Consider the following 14,897-nt stretch of genomic DNA (forward strand, 5'->3'; position numbering starts at 1 on the left):
AAGTATTACACAACTTTAAGGAACAGTTATGGCAGTTATGCCAGATAAATGGATAAGAGAAAAAGCTGAAAACTTTGGAATGATAGAGCCTTTTGTGAATCACAAAAGCAGCAAAGGTGTTATATCTTTCGGACTATCATCTTACGGTTACGATGCAAGAGTGGATAATAAATTTAAAATTTTTACTAACGTTAATTCAGCCATCGTGGACCCTAAAAATTTTTCTGAGAATAGTTTTATAGATAAAGAAACAGACGTATGCATAATTCCACCAAATAGCTTTGTGCTTGCAAGTACAGTGGAATATTTTCGTATACCAAGGAATGTACTGGTCATTTGTGTTGGTAAATCAACTTACGCAAGATGTGGAATTATAGTAAACGTTACTCCCTTAGAACCTGGATGGGAAGGTCATGTCACACTCGAATTCTCAAACACCACTCCACTTCCTGCAAAAATTTACGCTAATGAAGGCGCATGCCAATTCGTATTTTTAAGCGGCGAAAGTGAATGCGAGAAATCATATGATGATATGAAAGGAAAATACATGAATCAGCATGGTATCACTTTGCCGTTAGTTAAGTGATTACTTTAGGTAAAGCGTGATATTGTTTTATTGTACTGAAGATTACTAAAATGAGTTTTAACTAATTTGTCGCATTCTTTATCACCTAAAACTGCACGTGCAGAGTGGTTTTTAAATGACTCTACATAGCTTGAAAAGAAATTTGTAGAAGGATTACTTAAAGCTTCTGCAACTTCTTTTTTTTCTTTATCATTGGAAAGCTGATTAAATAGTTCTTCTCCCTTTTTTTGCAGCTCATTTTCAAATTCCTGCTTTATAGTATTCTTATCTGCTTTTTGCAAGAAGGAAAACTCTTCAAAAGTGTACAAGGAAGAGACAATACTGTTAAATGTGCCAGTAAAACATGCACTTGAACCACGACCACCACGCACTCCGTATTCTGTTTGCGATTCTACTAAATGTTTAACCAGTTGATATTTTCTCTGTGATATGCGGGTATTAATAGCTATATTATTTGCTCTAGTTTGATCGTTGCAAGCCTTCCAAACTAAATTTAAAACTTGCTTCAATGTTAACCCGCTTCCACTATGTGTACCAGGGTTATTTTTTATACGCTTCAAGCACTCAAGTGCATGTTTTTTCTCATCTTCTGTAAGTTGATCTTTATCTGCAGCTTTTTGTGTGCCATTTGCTATGCACTCTAACTGATCAATAAATCCTTCTATTTCCTCTATAAACTTATCATCAATATCAGGCTCACCGTAGTTTTCTTTTAGCTTTTGAACGTTAATATTAATTGCATCATTTACATCAGTATCATGCGTTGTTTGTGGAATACGTGCTGCCTCCATAAATGCTTCAGCTCTTTGCTCTAGCCATTCTGGTGCTTTGCCTCCTGCAAAAAGATATAGCTTACTCAATACATTGGCGATTGAGAGAAACACCAGGAAAGAAATAACAAATATTATCAAAAGTACTACAGATAAACCTATGATTAGCCACCTTACAGGAGCTAGCAGAATTTCTTTTGCTTTTTTTAATTTTGACGGTCTTTGTATGTTGTCTGGTGTATTTACTACTGCTGGCATAATTAGTTTAAGTTAATATCAATATTATTAATATACTATATTTTTTCTTATTTTGTCAACTCAAATTTCTACTTCCGCACTTTCTTATTGTTGCTTACAATGATTATAGCTACACCATGTGCTTTTCTTAATTACAAACTTCAACTATTCATTGTAAATTATTGAATTTCCTACTATTTAGTAGCAAATTGTCATCCAAGTGGCTGTAAAACGACAAATTCGTCATTCCGCTGCTTGTTAGCGGCTAAGAGATACCGCGAATGAATCGCGGTATGACGGTTAAGTACCCTGCTACGTGTTAGCAGGATCTAGAGATACCGTGACGGTATGACGGTTCGCGGCGGCATAACGATAAGCTCGTCATCCCGCTGCTTGTTAGCGGCGCGGCGGCATGACGTAGAGCCTACATTAACTATAGAAACAAAAAGGAGGATTACCATGTCTACAATAATTTTATCATCAATTTTTGGTCAAGCAGGCAGCATTTTTGGGCCAATTGGCCGGATTATCGGCTCAGAACTTGGTGCTCTTCTTGGTGCACAGCTAGATGGGGCAATGTTCGGCCTTGAAGCCGAGCAAAAAGTAACGCATGGGGCAAGGCTAAAAAATCTGCAAGTTCAAACCTCAACCTACGGCAGAACGATCCCAATTATCTATGGCACTGCTCGTGTTGCAGGGAATATTATTTGGGCACAGCCAATAAAAGAAGAGGCGATAACCACCAAAAGTAAAATTGGAAGAGGTATGAACGTTACATATAATTACTATGCAACGCTTGCAATTGCGATCTGCAAGGGGAAAGTAGAAAAATTAAACAGAATCTGGGCAGATACAACATCACTTAGCTTTGATGAAATAGATTATACTTTTTACAGCGGCAGAGAAGACCAAAATCCTGATCCATTTATGTCATCAATTGAAGGAGAGGGGAATGTGCCGGCTTATAGGGGAATATCTTACATAGTCATCAAGAATTTTCCTTTAGCAGACTATAATAATCATGTTCCGGTATTTACGTTTGAAGTGCAAACTGCAGTAAAGTCAAATGAATTTTCAGTAGCAAAAAATATTCGGAATATCAATATCATACCAGGTTCAGGTGAGTTTGTATATGATACAAAAATACAGAAGAAAATCGCGCAAGAGAAAATAAGCAGCAACCAATATATCCCATATGGGCTGGCGCAAAGGGTAAATCACAACAACCACACTAAAAAGAGCGATGCAATGCTTTCTTTGGATCAATTAAAAGAAGATTTGCCAAATGTTGAGTTGGTGTCGGTGGTAGTCAATTGGTTTGTGAATAATCTGAACATTAAAGATTGTAAAATATACCCTGCAGTTGAATTTCAAGATGATTCCGCGATATTACCTGATGATTGGCAAGTAGGGGGTGTAACCAGAGATAATGCTCAGCTAATTTCAAAAGATGCGAGTGGAAACCCAAGGTATGGTGGCACAGTTAGTGATGCAGCGTTAACTAGATATATAGAAGAGCTGCACAGCAGAGGTTATAAGGTGATGCTCTATCCAATGCCCTTACTTGATACAAAGAACAAAGAGTGGCGAGGAAGATTGAGTGGGGCTCCTGAAGATATAAGTGATTTTTTTAAGAATCAGTACAACAAATTTATAGAGCATTATGCAAGCATTGCCAAACAAACTAAAGTGGAAGGGTTTATCATTGGTTCTGAATTTGCGCAACTTACCAAAATCAGGGATGAACAAGGGAATTACCCTGCCGTTATAGAGCTGGTCAAGCTTGCAAAGCGAATAAAACTTAATCTTGGAAAAGAAGTAACAGTTACCTACGCTGCAGATTGGAGCGAATACCATTCATATGATGGTTGGTATAATATGGATGAACTGTGGTCTTCAGAGTACATCGACGTTGTTGGCATAGATGCTTATTTTCCACTGACTGATGGTCCAGAGCCTCCTTTTGGCTATTCTGCGGAAGATGTAATGGGTGGTTGGAGCAGTGGAGTGGGGTATGATTATTTCTATGATTACTCAAAGAGTGAGTCTGAAAAAGTAAAGTATAACGACAGCAGGTATGCGTGGAAAAATATAGAGAAATGGTGGAGTGAAACTCACATAAACCCCGGTGGTAGTAAAACAAAATGGCAACCAAAAATGAAAAAAATATGGTTTACTGAATATGGATTTCCCAGTATGAACGGCTGCACTAATGAGCCAAATGTGTTTGTTGACAAAGGCAGCATAGAGAGCAAATATCCACGATATTCAAACGGAGAGGTGAGCTTTCTTTCGCAAAAAATTGCAATTGAAGGAACGCTAAAAAAGTGGCAAAGTTCAGAAATGGTAGAAAAAATGTTTCTCTGGGCATGGGATGCAAGGCCATTTCCTTATTTCCCCAATTTGTGTGATATGTGGACTGACTGCCATAATTGGCAGACAGGACATTGGATTCAGGGAAAGCTTTCACAGCTTAATATTTCCGATGTTTTATCGGATCTGTTACAAAAAACAGGTTTAAAAAGCGATCAGTTCGATGCAAGCAACGTCAAAGGGTTATTGTCTGGGTATGTGATAAACGACCAGCAATCGGTACGTTCAATTATTAAAATGCTGCAAAGTTGCTATTTTTTTGATGTGGTTGAACAGGACTCTAAACTGAAATTTGTCCAAAAGGGCAGGGGAGTTACGACTGGAATACCAATTGGTGAAATGGTTTTCAGTAACAATTCAAAACTTGCTAATATCAGTCAATTAGATTTAAACAATAAAGTTAACGTCGTTTATTTTAATCGCAATTTTGGCTATCCAATTGATGTTAAATATGCTGAGTTGCCAAAGCAAGGCGCTGCTATAACAGTTGAAATACCGCTCATTATGGAGGAGGGAGAGGCGCAAAATATAGCTGAGGTTTTACTTTATTCTTCGTGGCAAGAGAGAAATATATACAATTTCAAGCTGCCGATAAAATATGCGTGGCTTGTGCCAAGTGATGTAATAACGATTTTAGACGGTGAGAAAAAGCATACGGTGAGAATTATAAAAACAAAATTCGAAAGCATGTCCATTCAAGTAATTGGCGTTGGTTATGATCACTCTATATATAAGCTTTCTTTTCCTTCAACAAGGTCACTTATGCTGAAGGAATACCCTCCCTCTCACATTAGCAAAACCATCGTAGAAATGATAGATTTACCGGATATTAAAGGTAATAGTGCAAGCTTTACTTTAATTAGTGAGGAAAAGAATTGGAAGGGAGCAACACTCTTTATTTCGTACAACGATAAGGATTATAAGCCTATTGCAAGCACAAACAAGCAGTCTACTTACGGATATGTAATGGAATCTACCGACGAGGGGCTTATAGTAGTGCTACGTTTTGGTATATTGAGTTCTTCATATAACCATTATTTAAGTGATGGTGTCATCCCAGCGCTTGACTATATTTCTCCTGGATCCCAGTGTCTGGGCACTGGGATGACGGAAGAGGGTTTTACAAGCACTAACGTTAGTACTATAAATGTAAGCAATTTAGCACTGGTTGGAAAAGAGGTGATAAAGTTCCAGAGTGCTGAACTAATAGATAAAAATAAATATAAGCTTAGCAACCTAATTAGAGGGCAAGAAGGCACCAAAGAGTATCAGCACACCACAGGTGAAAAATTTGTTCTACTTGATGATTCAATAATATCTTTTGAAGTGCAACCAGGAAAACGACTTTTCCTTAAAGCAGTGACTTATGGTGATTCATTGGATAATACGGAAGCGAAGGTCTTGAGTAATTGAAATTTAATAAAGTAAGTGCTAAAATTAATATACAGGTATTAATGGTAGAGATATAACATGTCAAAGGAAATGGTCAATGCGTTGAAAGCTGAAGTGAAGAAGCTCAAATATGCTGATTTCAAAGCTAACACTTGGGACGAAGTAATTTCTGGTGAGGGAACATATAAGGATCTTAATAGAACACACGGCCTTGCTATTAACGGACAAAAAATAACTAACGAATTTATTAACAATCTGTATTCAAACCATAAAAATCTAATTCTACGGGATGAAAACGGAAAAGGGAATTATCGTCCATTTCTCAGACAAATTTTTACAGAAATGTTTAAACACGTTGGTGCAACAATTCCCAATAACTCTATTATTGAGGAGTTAATAAATAACTATTATCAGGGCGGATATACTCATTTTCTTCCTAATGATATGAATCAAGCTCTTGGATCTTTTCATTTGTCAACGCAAGGCAACTGTATGACAAGAGAGTATATTATGGATTGTCGTGAACCCAATTGTATAAAGCTTAGTTTTAGCATGAAATATACAAAAATGCTTAACTATGATGATTGTACATATATCGAAACACCAGGTTTTTGCAGTTCAGCGGAGTTTAAGCTGAAATGTAAGGATGAAAATGTGACGTATGAAGACGGTAAGGTATTGCTTACCATTCCTAAAGAGTTAGAGGACTATAAAGCTGGTGATGACGGTTTGTTTGATAAGCTTACTTATATTATAAATAAGCTTATTGAGTATTTCAAAAAACTTTGTGAGAAATTGGGCTTTGAGTTTGATACAAGAATAGAGTACGATCCTGAGCGTAATATAAAAATAGAGCATAATCTTGGTGAACCACTAAAGGTAGTAAGTGAGGCAAATGCATCTTCTGTTGAAGACTTAAAGCTTAAAGTGAATAATCAAAGATAAGGTATTGAAATTCAGGCTTTTCATGATTTTAGCTTAAGATTTCAGTGTCCGCTACTCGAATGACATCGTTTACTATGTAACATTGTACTTATACTAATGAAAAAAATACATTATAATTAAGTATATTTAATCCAGTAAATCATTAAGTGAAAACAGCTCTTCCGCAAAATATCATCTCTCTTATTATGATATTGTCTGTAGCAATTGTCGATATGGCAACTGACCTATACTCAGTTGCACTACCAAGCATTGCCAATTATTTTAAAGTAGAAGGCAGTGTAGTGCAGCTTACAATTAGCTTGAATCTAGTTGGATTTGCAGTATCTGGCTTAATTTATGGTCCATTATCGGACCATTATGGTAGGCGTCCAATGATGCTGATTGGTATGACAATTTTTACTTTGGCAAGTGTCATGTGTTATATAGCCGACAGTATTGCGCTCTTGATACTAATTCGCTTCATACAAGGAACAGGGGCTGGTGTTGCAGGTGTTGTTGGGTATGCAGCAATAAGGGATATGTACTCGGGTAGTGAATACTCGAGAGTCATTTCAAAATTAAATATGGTTGTGGCACTCTCACCTGGAATAGCTCCAGTGGTGGGCAGTTATATAATTTCACATGGGTATAGTTGGAAATTTTTGTTTTTTATTATATCACTTGCAGCAATTGCTATACTTATTTTTATCTACTTTAAGTTACAAGAAACACTCACTGTAAATAAAAATGAAACCAGTATAACTAACATAACTACTAATATCTGCAAGCAATATATATCAATATTTAGAAATTATCGTTTCCTTGGGTTTTCAGCCATTCATGGATTAACTTTCATGTGGCTTTGGGCATACATTGCTAACTACCCTTTCATATTTGAATCGATGGGCATTGAAGTACAGTATTTTGGCTACCTCATATCGATCATAGTCATATTTTACATAATTGGAACTTTAATTAATAGAAGGTATGTACCAAAAGTAGGGGTTAGCAAAATGCTAATAATAGGTTTGGTGTTACCGATAATATCCGATAGTTTATTGGTATATTTTTATTTCGCGGACAAGTTAAATATATTAATTCTTCAAACTGTTTGGATTCCAGCCAATATCGGACTTGCATTAATAATAAGCAATAACGTAACTTCTGCTTTAGAAACGATCAAAGGTATAGGGCTTGGTAGTGCAGTTCTCTCATTCTGCAATATGATGTTTGGGGCTATTGGAATATATATAGTAGGAAAATTTTTTCGCTATGGTATTTTACCAAATTTACTATTAACAATAGCATGCTCTACAATTGCAATTCTTATGTACAGCCAGCTCAAATGTACTGAAAAACACAGGGAATAACCATTATTTGCGTGATCCAGAGCTCATGGGTTATTAATGACTTTATCATGATAATATAATTTTACAGGGGGTGAGAGCTCATAGATTATTAACGGCTTTATCATAACAATATAGTTTTACAAAGAGGTGTAGGATGAGTAGTTCACAAAGTAGAGATAATTTTTTTAAGGCTGTTGAAAGAGGTGATATTGATGCAGTAACCCGTCTAATAAGTGAAGGAGCAGATGTTAAGGTAGAAAATGATAAAGAGGAGAGACTCCTTTACATATTGCTGCTGTATGGGGCCATAAAGATGTAGTAGAAGCCCTATTGGATAAAGGGGCAAATGTTAATGCAGTAGATAAAGATGGAAAGACTCCTTTCAAATTAGCTGCTAACGAAGAAATACAAACTCTATTAGAAAACACAGCTAAATTACTTGAGGCTGCTAGAAAAGGTAATATTGAGGAAGTAACCCGTCTAATAAGTGAAGGAGCAAAGGTTAATGTAAAAGATCAAGATAACAAGACTCCTCTACATTGGGCTGCTGAAAAGGGCCATAAAGAGGTAGTAGACGCCCTACTGAAAGTAAATGGAATCAATGTTAATGCAACAGATTGGTCGCAAAAGACTCCTTTACATTTGGCTGCTGTAGAGAGCCATAAAGAGGTAGTAGAAGCCCTACTGCAAGTAAATGGGATCAATGTTAATGCAACAGATTGGTCGCAAGAAACTCCTTTACATTTAGCTGCTGTAAAGAACCATAAAGAGGTAGTAGAAGCCCTATTGGGAAAAGATGGAATCAATGTTAATTTACCAAATAACAAGAAAGATACTCCTTTACATTCTGTTCTTAAAAAGGACAACATAGATATAAATGTATTGAACGCTCTACTGGGAGCAGAAGGAATCAACGTTAATGCACAAGATAAATATGGCAAAACTCCTTTACATTTGGTTCTTAAAAAGGGCAATATAGACATAAATGTATTGAACGCTCTACTGGGAGCAAAAGAAATCGATGTTAATGCACAAGATGGAGATAGGGCTCCTTTACATTGGGCTGCTGAAAAGGGCCATAAAGAGGTAGTAGAAGCCCTACTGCAAGTAAAAGGGATCAATGTTAATGCAACAGATTGGTCGCAAAAGACTCCTTTACATTTGGCTGCTGTATGGGGCCATAAAGAGGTAGTAGAAGCCCTACTGCAAGTAAAAGGAATCGATGTTAATGCAAAAGATCAAGGTGGAAAGACTCCTTTACACTTTGCTGCTGAAAGTGGTTATCAGCAGGTGGTGCAAGCTCTATTGGATAAAGGGGCAGATGTTAATATAAAAGATAAAAATGAAAAAACTCCCTTAAATTTAGCCACTGATAAAGAAATACAAGCTCTATTAAGGAATGCAAAAAACCCTGGCGACGGTTCTAAGCCATCGACGGACAATGAAGAAAATTCAGAGGAAGATGCTGGTACACGAGAGAAAGAAAAACAAGAAGGTGATGCTCAATCAGGATCAGACATTACAAAGCAAGAAGCTGATAAAACTGTAAATTCGGGGAGTGGAACACCACAAACACAACAGGGGACCACCAGTGCAGGACAAGGAACTGATGTACAAGACAACGGTGTAAATTATGTTGCTTCCACAGAACCTGCACAAACAGAAGAACAGCCGAGCTCTTTTTTTGGTAGTTTGTTTAGTATACTTATGAAGCCTTTTTCATTAGTTGCATCATTTTTTGGTGGGTTTTTTTCATGGTTGTTTGGGTCTGATGAGCCAACACAATCATCATCTGAATTTGATCAACCAGTTGTATTAGAATCACCAAGTAGTTCAGAAGGCAATGACATAATATAGCCAGAGGTTTACTAGATTCCAGCGTCACGCGCTGGAATGACATGGTGGTATGTATTCAAGTAGCTGACACTGGTTCCTTTATGACGGCAGTGCCCAGAGGTGTCATCCCAGTGCCCAGACACTGGGATCCAGGAAACTTAATTGCAAGTAATGCATTGGGTTTGGTGAGTATGGGTTTTGCGTTATAGAATGAAGCACTTTTGGTGAATTTGTAAAGAAAACTAGATGCCAGTGTCAAGTGCTGGAATGACATCATCTTGGATGGAAATAACGTCACGCGCTGGAATGACAAAGAAGAGTGGGCTTTCATATGGTTATGCAAGAAGTCTACTGAATGTAAACCAGTTTCTCACACACACATTTTACCACATGATCAGCGTTGATATTAAAATGCTCATAAAGTGTTTTATAAGGTGCTGATTCTCCGAAGCTTTTCATGCCAATAAATATACCGTTTGAACCTATGTATTTATGCCAACCCATTTCACTTCCGGCTTCAATTGCAACTTTAATGCTGTCATTATTTAATATTGCCGCTTTATATTCATCGCTTTGCTCGTCAAAAAGCCTCCAGCATGGCATAGAAACAATCCTTGTACCTATACCCTTTTCCTGCAATTTCTCCCTTGTTTCAACTGCAATTTCAACCTCGGACCCCGTAGCAAATATCGTCACTTTTAATTCTTTTGAACATTCACACAAAATATATGCACCAAACTTCGATAAATTAGCAGATTGATCGATATCAGAGTAGAACTTGCGCATGTAACTTACGTTTTGCCTTGAGAGCGCAAACAGTGCTGGAGATTCTTTCTTTTCGAGTGCAATGCTAACACACTCCAGAGTTTCAACTGCATCGGCTGGCCTAAAAACATATAGATTTGGTATAGCACGCAAAGAGGCTAAATGCTCTATTGGCTGATGAGTTGGGCCATCTTCTCCCACTCCAATTGAGTCGTGAGTCATGACATACATAACCTGCTGCTTCATCAGAGCTGAAAGACGTATAGCAGGACGACAATAGTCGGAAAATACCAAAAAAGTGCCGCCATAAGGAAGAATCGCGCCGTGAAGTGCCATACCATTCATACATGCTGCCATAGCGTGCTCTCTCACTCCATAGTGGACATAAGAGCCACTATAATTATTGCTATTTATTACCTGCATGTGCTTATATTTAGTGCAATTTGACCCGGTAAGATCAGCAGAACCGCCGATTAATTCCGGCATATGTTGTGTTAAAAGTTCCATTACCCTACCAAAAGAAGATCGAGTAGCTTCGTTTGGCATTAGCTCACATATTTGTTTCTTCAGGTCAGCTAAAACACCAGCGATATTATCCGGCAAACGCTTATCAAGTCTTCTTTTTAGTTCTTCATTTTTTTCTCTGGATTCCAGTGTCACGCACTGGAATGACAATGAATTGTAATTTTGTTTTGCTCTCTCAACAGTTTTCTTCCAGGCATTTTTCACATCTTCTGGTACATGGAATGGTTCATAATTCCAGTTTAATTTCTCTCTCATCTGTTTGATGTCTTCCTCCGAAAAAGCACCACTGTGAGCAGAGGATGTGCCAGCACGGCTTGAAAATTTTCCGATAATGGTTTTGCAGCAGATCATTGTAGGTTTATCAGACTTTTTTGCTTGCTCTATTGCAAAGGATATGGCATCAAAATCATGGCCATCAATTTTGTCAACATTCCATCCATACGCTAAGAAGCGTTTCTCTACATCGTCAGAACAGGAAAGGCAAGTAGCGCCATCTATAGAAATATCATTATCATCAAAAAGAGCTATAAGCTTATTCAATTTAAGATGCCCAGCAAGTGATGCTGCTTCATGGCTTATTCCTTCCATAAGACAGCCATCCCCTAGCATCACGTAAGTGTAGTGATTGATTCTAAACTGCTTTTCAAGTATCGATTCAGCAAGTGCCATGCCAACAGCAGCGGCAAACCCCTGCCCTAAAGGGCCTGTTGTTGCCTCTACTCCGGAAGTCAAGCCAAACTCTGGATGACCTGGGGTCTTGGATCCCATTTGCCTGAAGTTCTTTAGCTCATCTATGCTAATATAACCTGTCAAATATAATATTGAATATAGTAACATTGACCCATGACCGTTTGATAAAACAAAGCGATCTCTATTGAACCATTTAGAATCATCAGGATTATGATTCAGATATTTAGCAAACAAAACAGTTGCAACATCTGCCATGCCAAGTGGCATACCTGGGTGTCCAGAGTTTGCTTTTTGTACTGCATCAATTGATAAAAAACGGATGGCGTTTGCCATAGATTCCAAATGTGAATGATTCATGTGTTAATAGAAAAACTTAAAAATGAAGTATAAAAGATTATATCAGCAAAAACAAGTTGACACTGAGTGCTAAAATCCTTAATAATCTAAAGTTAAATCGTGAGAGTTTTTATATGACAACTGTTATCACTAGAAAGTATAGGATTAGCCGTAGACTTGGTGTAAATTTATGGGGTAGAGCTAAAGACCCAGTAAACAAAAGGAAATACCCTCCAGGTCAACATGGTATTCTTGGATTCAAGAAGTTATCCGACTTTGGTAAGCAGTTTGCTGCGCATAAGAAATTTAAGTTTTACTATGCGATTTCAAGTAAGCAGCTCAGACGTACATTTTTAGATGCTTATAACAGAAAGGGTTATACGGCTGATAATTTTATCGGTATCTTAGAATCGAGATTAAGTTCTGTTTTATACCACTCTGGTCTTGTTCCAACAATTTACTCAGCAAAGCAGCTCATATCTCACAAGCACGTTACAGTTAATGATAAGGTGGTTAACATATCGAGTTATCGAGTGAAGCCAGGTGATATAATAAAAATAAGAGAAAGGGCAGCAAAAATCCCTGTAGTAGTAGAGGCTGAACAAAAACAAGAGCGCAAGGCTCCGGATTATTTAGAAGCAGATAGTAAAGAGCATTCAGTGAAGTATTTGAGGTCACCTCAATATTCTGAGGTTCCTTATTCAGCAGACATGGAAGTCAATTTAGTAGTAGAGTTTTACTCTAGATAGATAAAAAAAGCCCGTGTGGCGGAATCGGTAGACGCAGCGGACTTAAAATCCGTGGGTTTTGCGACCTTGGGAGTTCAAGTCTCCCCATGGGCACCAATTTAACTTAGCAGATAAATACAAAAAAGTATGAAATGGCTTGATATAGAAGATATTGTGGAAGCTCTGGAGGAAAAATTTCCAAATGAGAATATAATTAGTATCAGATTCACTGAGCTTAAAAAAAAGGTCTTGAGTTTAGAGGAATTTGATGATGATGAAAAACGCTGTAACGAGAAAATACTCGAAGCCATTCAGGCAGCTTGGATTGAGGAAAGATTAACCGCATAGCAATAAACCATACGCAAACGTGATTTCTATTACAATTTGCATATGGATTATGCTATTTTTTGGATCTAGCCTGGCAAGTTAATAATAATTTAACTAATTACAATTAAAACAGCTATAAGGTTAATTATGAGGCAAAGATGACAGCACAAAATTTGGTAAATGGAACGATCTTGACAAGTGCTACGTTGAGATAAGTTTTGCATAAAAATACTGCTTTTACGGTGTGAGGCTAGAGGTTTGTAAAGCAGTTAGAAGGTTGTCATCTAAGTAGCGTGACCAGAGCTAGATTCCGCGAACACGCCGCGGAATGACGACTATGCAATATGCGTTGCGGAGTGACGATTATGGTCATACCGTCACGGTATCTCACAAACATGTAGCAGTAATGACAAAATCTCAAGTTATATGTATACTTTTATATTATCTACCTACTAAAAAAACAGAAAAATGCTCAAACGTAGCGGTCCAAAAAAATTAAAGTCTATAATAGAAAACTATGCATTAAAATGCATGAAAAATAAAATTAGCAAAAATGAAATACGTCTTATTTTAAACTGGCGAAATATAGTAGGGAAAGAAATAGCAGAGTGTACAAAACCGAAAAAGATCTCATATGCACAGAATATAAATTCGGGTGTGTTGCATCTGGTAGTAACAAATGGCAGCAAAGCATTGGAAATTCAGCATATGATTTCTCTTATAATAGAAAAAATTACGATATTTTTTGGCTATAAAGCAGTATATGGTATAAAAATTAAGCAAGAGAGTATTGACTATTTGACTATATAAGGTAATCTAAGTACATAGAATAATTTGGTATATTGAAGTGAGTAGAGTTTGTGAATTAACAAATAGAAAAAAATCTTTTGGTAATAAGGTATCACATTCAAATCGTAAAACAAAGCGTACCTTTCTTTTAAATTTACATAAGGTTACGTTGACAAGTGATATATTGAATAAAAAGTTTAGATTTCGTGTGGCAACAAGAACTTTGAGAACTATAGATTACAAAGGTGATTTAGATGCTTTTTTGCTCAACACAAGAACGATTAAACTAAGTGAGAAAGCGCAGAAGATAAAAAGAAGGTTGAAAAAAGTTTTAGTAAAGCAAGAGGTAGAGTTAGCAGTTTCAGATGCATAGCAAACCTCAATGGCTCAGAGCAAAAGCTCCGACCGGTGAAGTGTTCAATGAGACCTTAAACATCGTTAAACTGCATAACTTGCATACAGTGTGCGAAGAGGCTGCATGTCCAAACATTGGTGAATGTTGGAATAAACGTCATGCTACTGTGATGATTCTTGGTTCTGTTTGCACTCGTGCTTGTGCATTTTGCAACGTTGCAACTGGCATTCCTGATAAACTAGATCCTCATGAACCAGAAAATTTAGCAAAAGCAATAAAAAAGTTAAACTTAAAGCATGTTGTTATTACTTCCGTTGATCGTGATGATTTACCAGATGGTGGCGCAAATCAGTTTATACAGTGCATAGAAGAAATTAGAAAGATAACTTCAGAAACAACAATAGAGATTTTAACTCCTGATTTTTTAAATAAGAAAGGAGCATTTGAAGCAATCGCTGTTGCATCACCTGATGTCTATAACCACAATATTGAAACAGTGCCGAGATTGTATGCAAAAATAAGACCACGAGCTCGCTATTTTCATTCACTATATTTACTGAAGATGGTAAAGCAGATTAATTCTAAAGTTTTCACAAAGTCAGGGCTTATGGTTGGTCTTGGAGAAACAAAAGAGGAAATACTTCAGGTTATGGACGATTTGCGCAGTGCTGAGGTTGATTTTATTACAATTGGTCAATATCTACAACCAACTCCAAAACATGCAAAACTTGATAGGTATGTTACCCCAGAGGAATTTGAGCATTATAAATATATCGCTTACTCCAAAGGGTTCCTAGTGGTTGCATCAAGCCCACTAACTCGGTCATCATACCACGCTGAAGAAGATTTTAACAGGCTCAAGGCCTGTCGTTGACATTTGTGTTAATTCAAATTAATTTTTACTAATTATAAAGG

General features: G+C 37.0%; 13 protein-coding genes and 1 tRNA gene. 11 read left to right on the top strand and 3 right to left on the bottom strand.

Annotation, left to right across the window (positions count from 1 at the left end):
* Nucleotides 1-28 precede the first annotated feature (28 nt).
* Nucleotides 29-586, top strand: a complete 558-nt coding sequence (dcd, locus tag AAGD59_RS03640) for a dCTP deaminase (RefSeq protein ID WP_006280485.1) — start codon at nt 29-31, stop codon at nt 584-586.
* Between the two features lie 5 nt (nt 587-591).
* Here dcd and AAGD59_RS03645 read toward each other — a convergent pair whose 3' ends face one another.
* Nucleotides 592-1,614: a hypothetical protein gene (locus AAGD59_RS03645; RefSeq protein ID WP_141456986.1), complete on the bottom strand. Its 1,023-nt coding sequence runs from the start codon at nt 1,612-1,614 to the stop codon at nt 592-594.
* A 438-nt stretch (nt 1,615-2,052) separates the two neighbouring features.
* Between AAGD59_RS03645 and AAGD59_RS03650 the strand changes: the two genes are divergently transcribed.
* The 4 genes from AAGD59_RS03650 (at nt 2,053) to AAGD59_RS03670 (ending at nt 9,488) form a co-directional block, all read left to right on the top strand.
* Complete coding sequence (locus AAGD59_RS03650; protein WP_174516821.1) at nt 2,053-5,379, top strand: glycoside hydrolase TIM-barrel-like domain-containing protein; 3,327 nt, start codon at nt 2,053-2,055, stop codon at nt 5,377-5,379.
* A gap of 57 nt (nt 5,380-5,436) precedes the next feature.
* Entirely contained in the window at nt 5,437-6,303 is an 867-nt protein-coding gene (locus AAGD59_RS03655) for a hypothetical protein (protein WP_015589080.1), read from the top strand.
* Between the two features lie 185 nt (nt 6,304-6,488).
* Entirely contained in the window at nt 6,489-7,652 is a 1,164-nt protein-coding gene (locus AAGD59_RS03660; RefSeq protein ID WP_006279533.1) for a multidrug effflux MFS transporter, read from the top strand.
* Nucleotides 7,653-7,961: 309 nt separating this feature from the next.
* Nucleotides 7,962-9,488: an ankyrin repeat domain-containing protein gene (locus AAGD59_RS03670; protein ID WP_410529958.1), complete on the top strand. Its 1,527-nt coding sequence runs from the start codon at nt 7,962-7,964 to the stop codon at nt 9,486-9,488.
* A gap of 55 nt (nt 9,489-9,543) precedes the next feature.
* On the opposite strand, the gene AAGD59_RS03675 is transcribed toward AAGD59_RS03670, so the two are convergent.
* Together AAGD59_RS03675 and tkt are read right to left on the bottom strand one after the other, a co-directional pair.
* A complete protein-coding gene (locus AAGD59_RS03675; RefSeq protein WP_341812871.1) occupies nt 9,544-9,810 on the bottom strand; it encodes a hypothetical protein in 267 nt (88 codons plus the stop codon).
* A gap of 5 nt (nt 9,811-9,815) precedes the next feature.
* The gene (tkt, locus tag AAGD59_RS03680; RefSeq protein WP_015589077.1) at nt 9,816-11,804 is read right to left on the bottom strand and encodes a transketolase; all 1,989 of its coding nucleotides are present in this window, start codon (nt 11,802-11,804) and stop codon (nt 9,816-9,818) included.
* Nucleotides 11,805-11,917: 113 nt separating this feature from the next.
* Between tkt and rpsD the strand changes: the two genes are divergently transcribed.
* The 6 genes from rpsD (at nt 11,918) to lipA (ending at nt 14,856) form a co-directional block, all read left to right on the top strand.
* Nucleotides 11,918-12,532: a 30S ribosomal protein S4 gene (gene rpsD / locus AAGD59_RS03685; RefSeq protein ID WP_010962555.1), complete on the top strand. Its 615-nt coding sequence runs from the start codon at nt 11,918-11,920 to the stop codon at nt 12,530-12,532.
* A gap of 9 nt (nt 12,533-12,541) precedes the next feature.
* Nucleotides 12,542-12,628: transfer RNA gene (locus AAGD59_RS03690), tRNA-Leu, on the top strand.
* 30 nt (nt 12,629-12,658) lie between these two features.
* Entirely contained in the window at nt 12,659-12,859 is a 201-nt protein-coding gene (iscX, locus tag AAGD59_RS03695; RefSeq protein WP_007552114.1) for a Fe-S cluster assembly protein IscX, read from the top strand.
* A gap of 447 nt (nt 12,860-13,306) precedes the next feature.
* Complete coding sequence (locus AAGD59_RS03700; protein ID WP_010082513.1) at nt 13,307-13,648, top strand: DUF721 domain-containing protein; 342 nt, start codon at nt 13,307-13,309, stop codon at nt 13,646-13,648.
* Nucleotides 13,649-13,685: 37 nt separating this feature from the next.
* A complete protein-coding gene (gene rpmB, locus AAGD59_RS03705; protein WP_006279619.1) occupies nt 13,686-14,000 on the top strand; it encodes a 50S ribosomal protein L28 in 315 nt (104 codons plus the stop codon).
* On the top strand, nt 13,993-14,856 hold the full coding sequence (lipA, locus tag AAGD59_RS03710; protein WP_015589076.1) for a lipoyl synthase: 864 nt from the start codon (nt 13,993-13,995) through the stop codon (nt 14,854-14,856). Before rpmB ends, lipA begins: the two co-directional genes overlap by 8 nt.
* The last annotated feature ends 41 nt before the right edge of the window (nt 14,857-14,897 follow it).

The organism is Wolbachia endosymbiont (group A) of Cephus spinipes (genome assembly GCF_964026895.1).
GTDB classification, from domain to species: Bacteria; Pseudomonadota; Alphaproteobacteria; order Rickettsiales; family Anaplasmataceae; genus Wolbachia; species Wolbachia pipientis.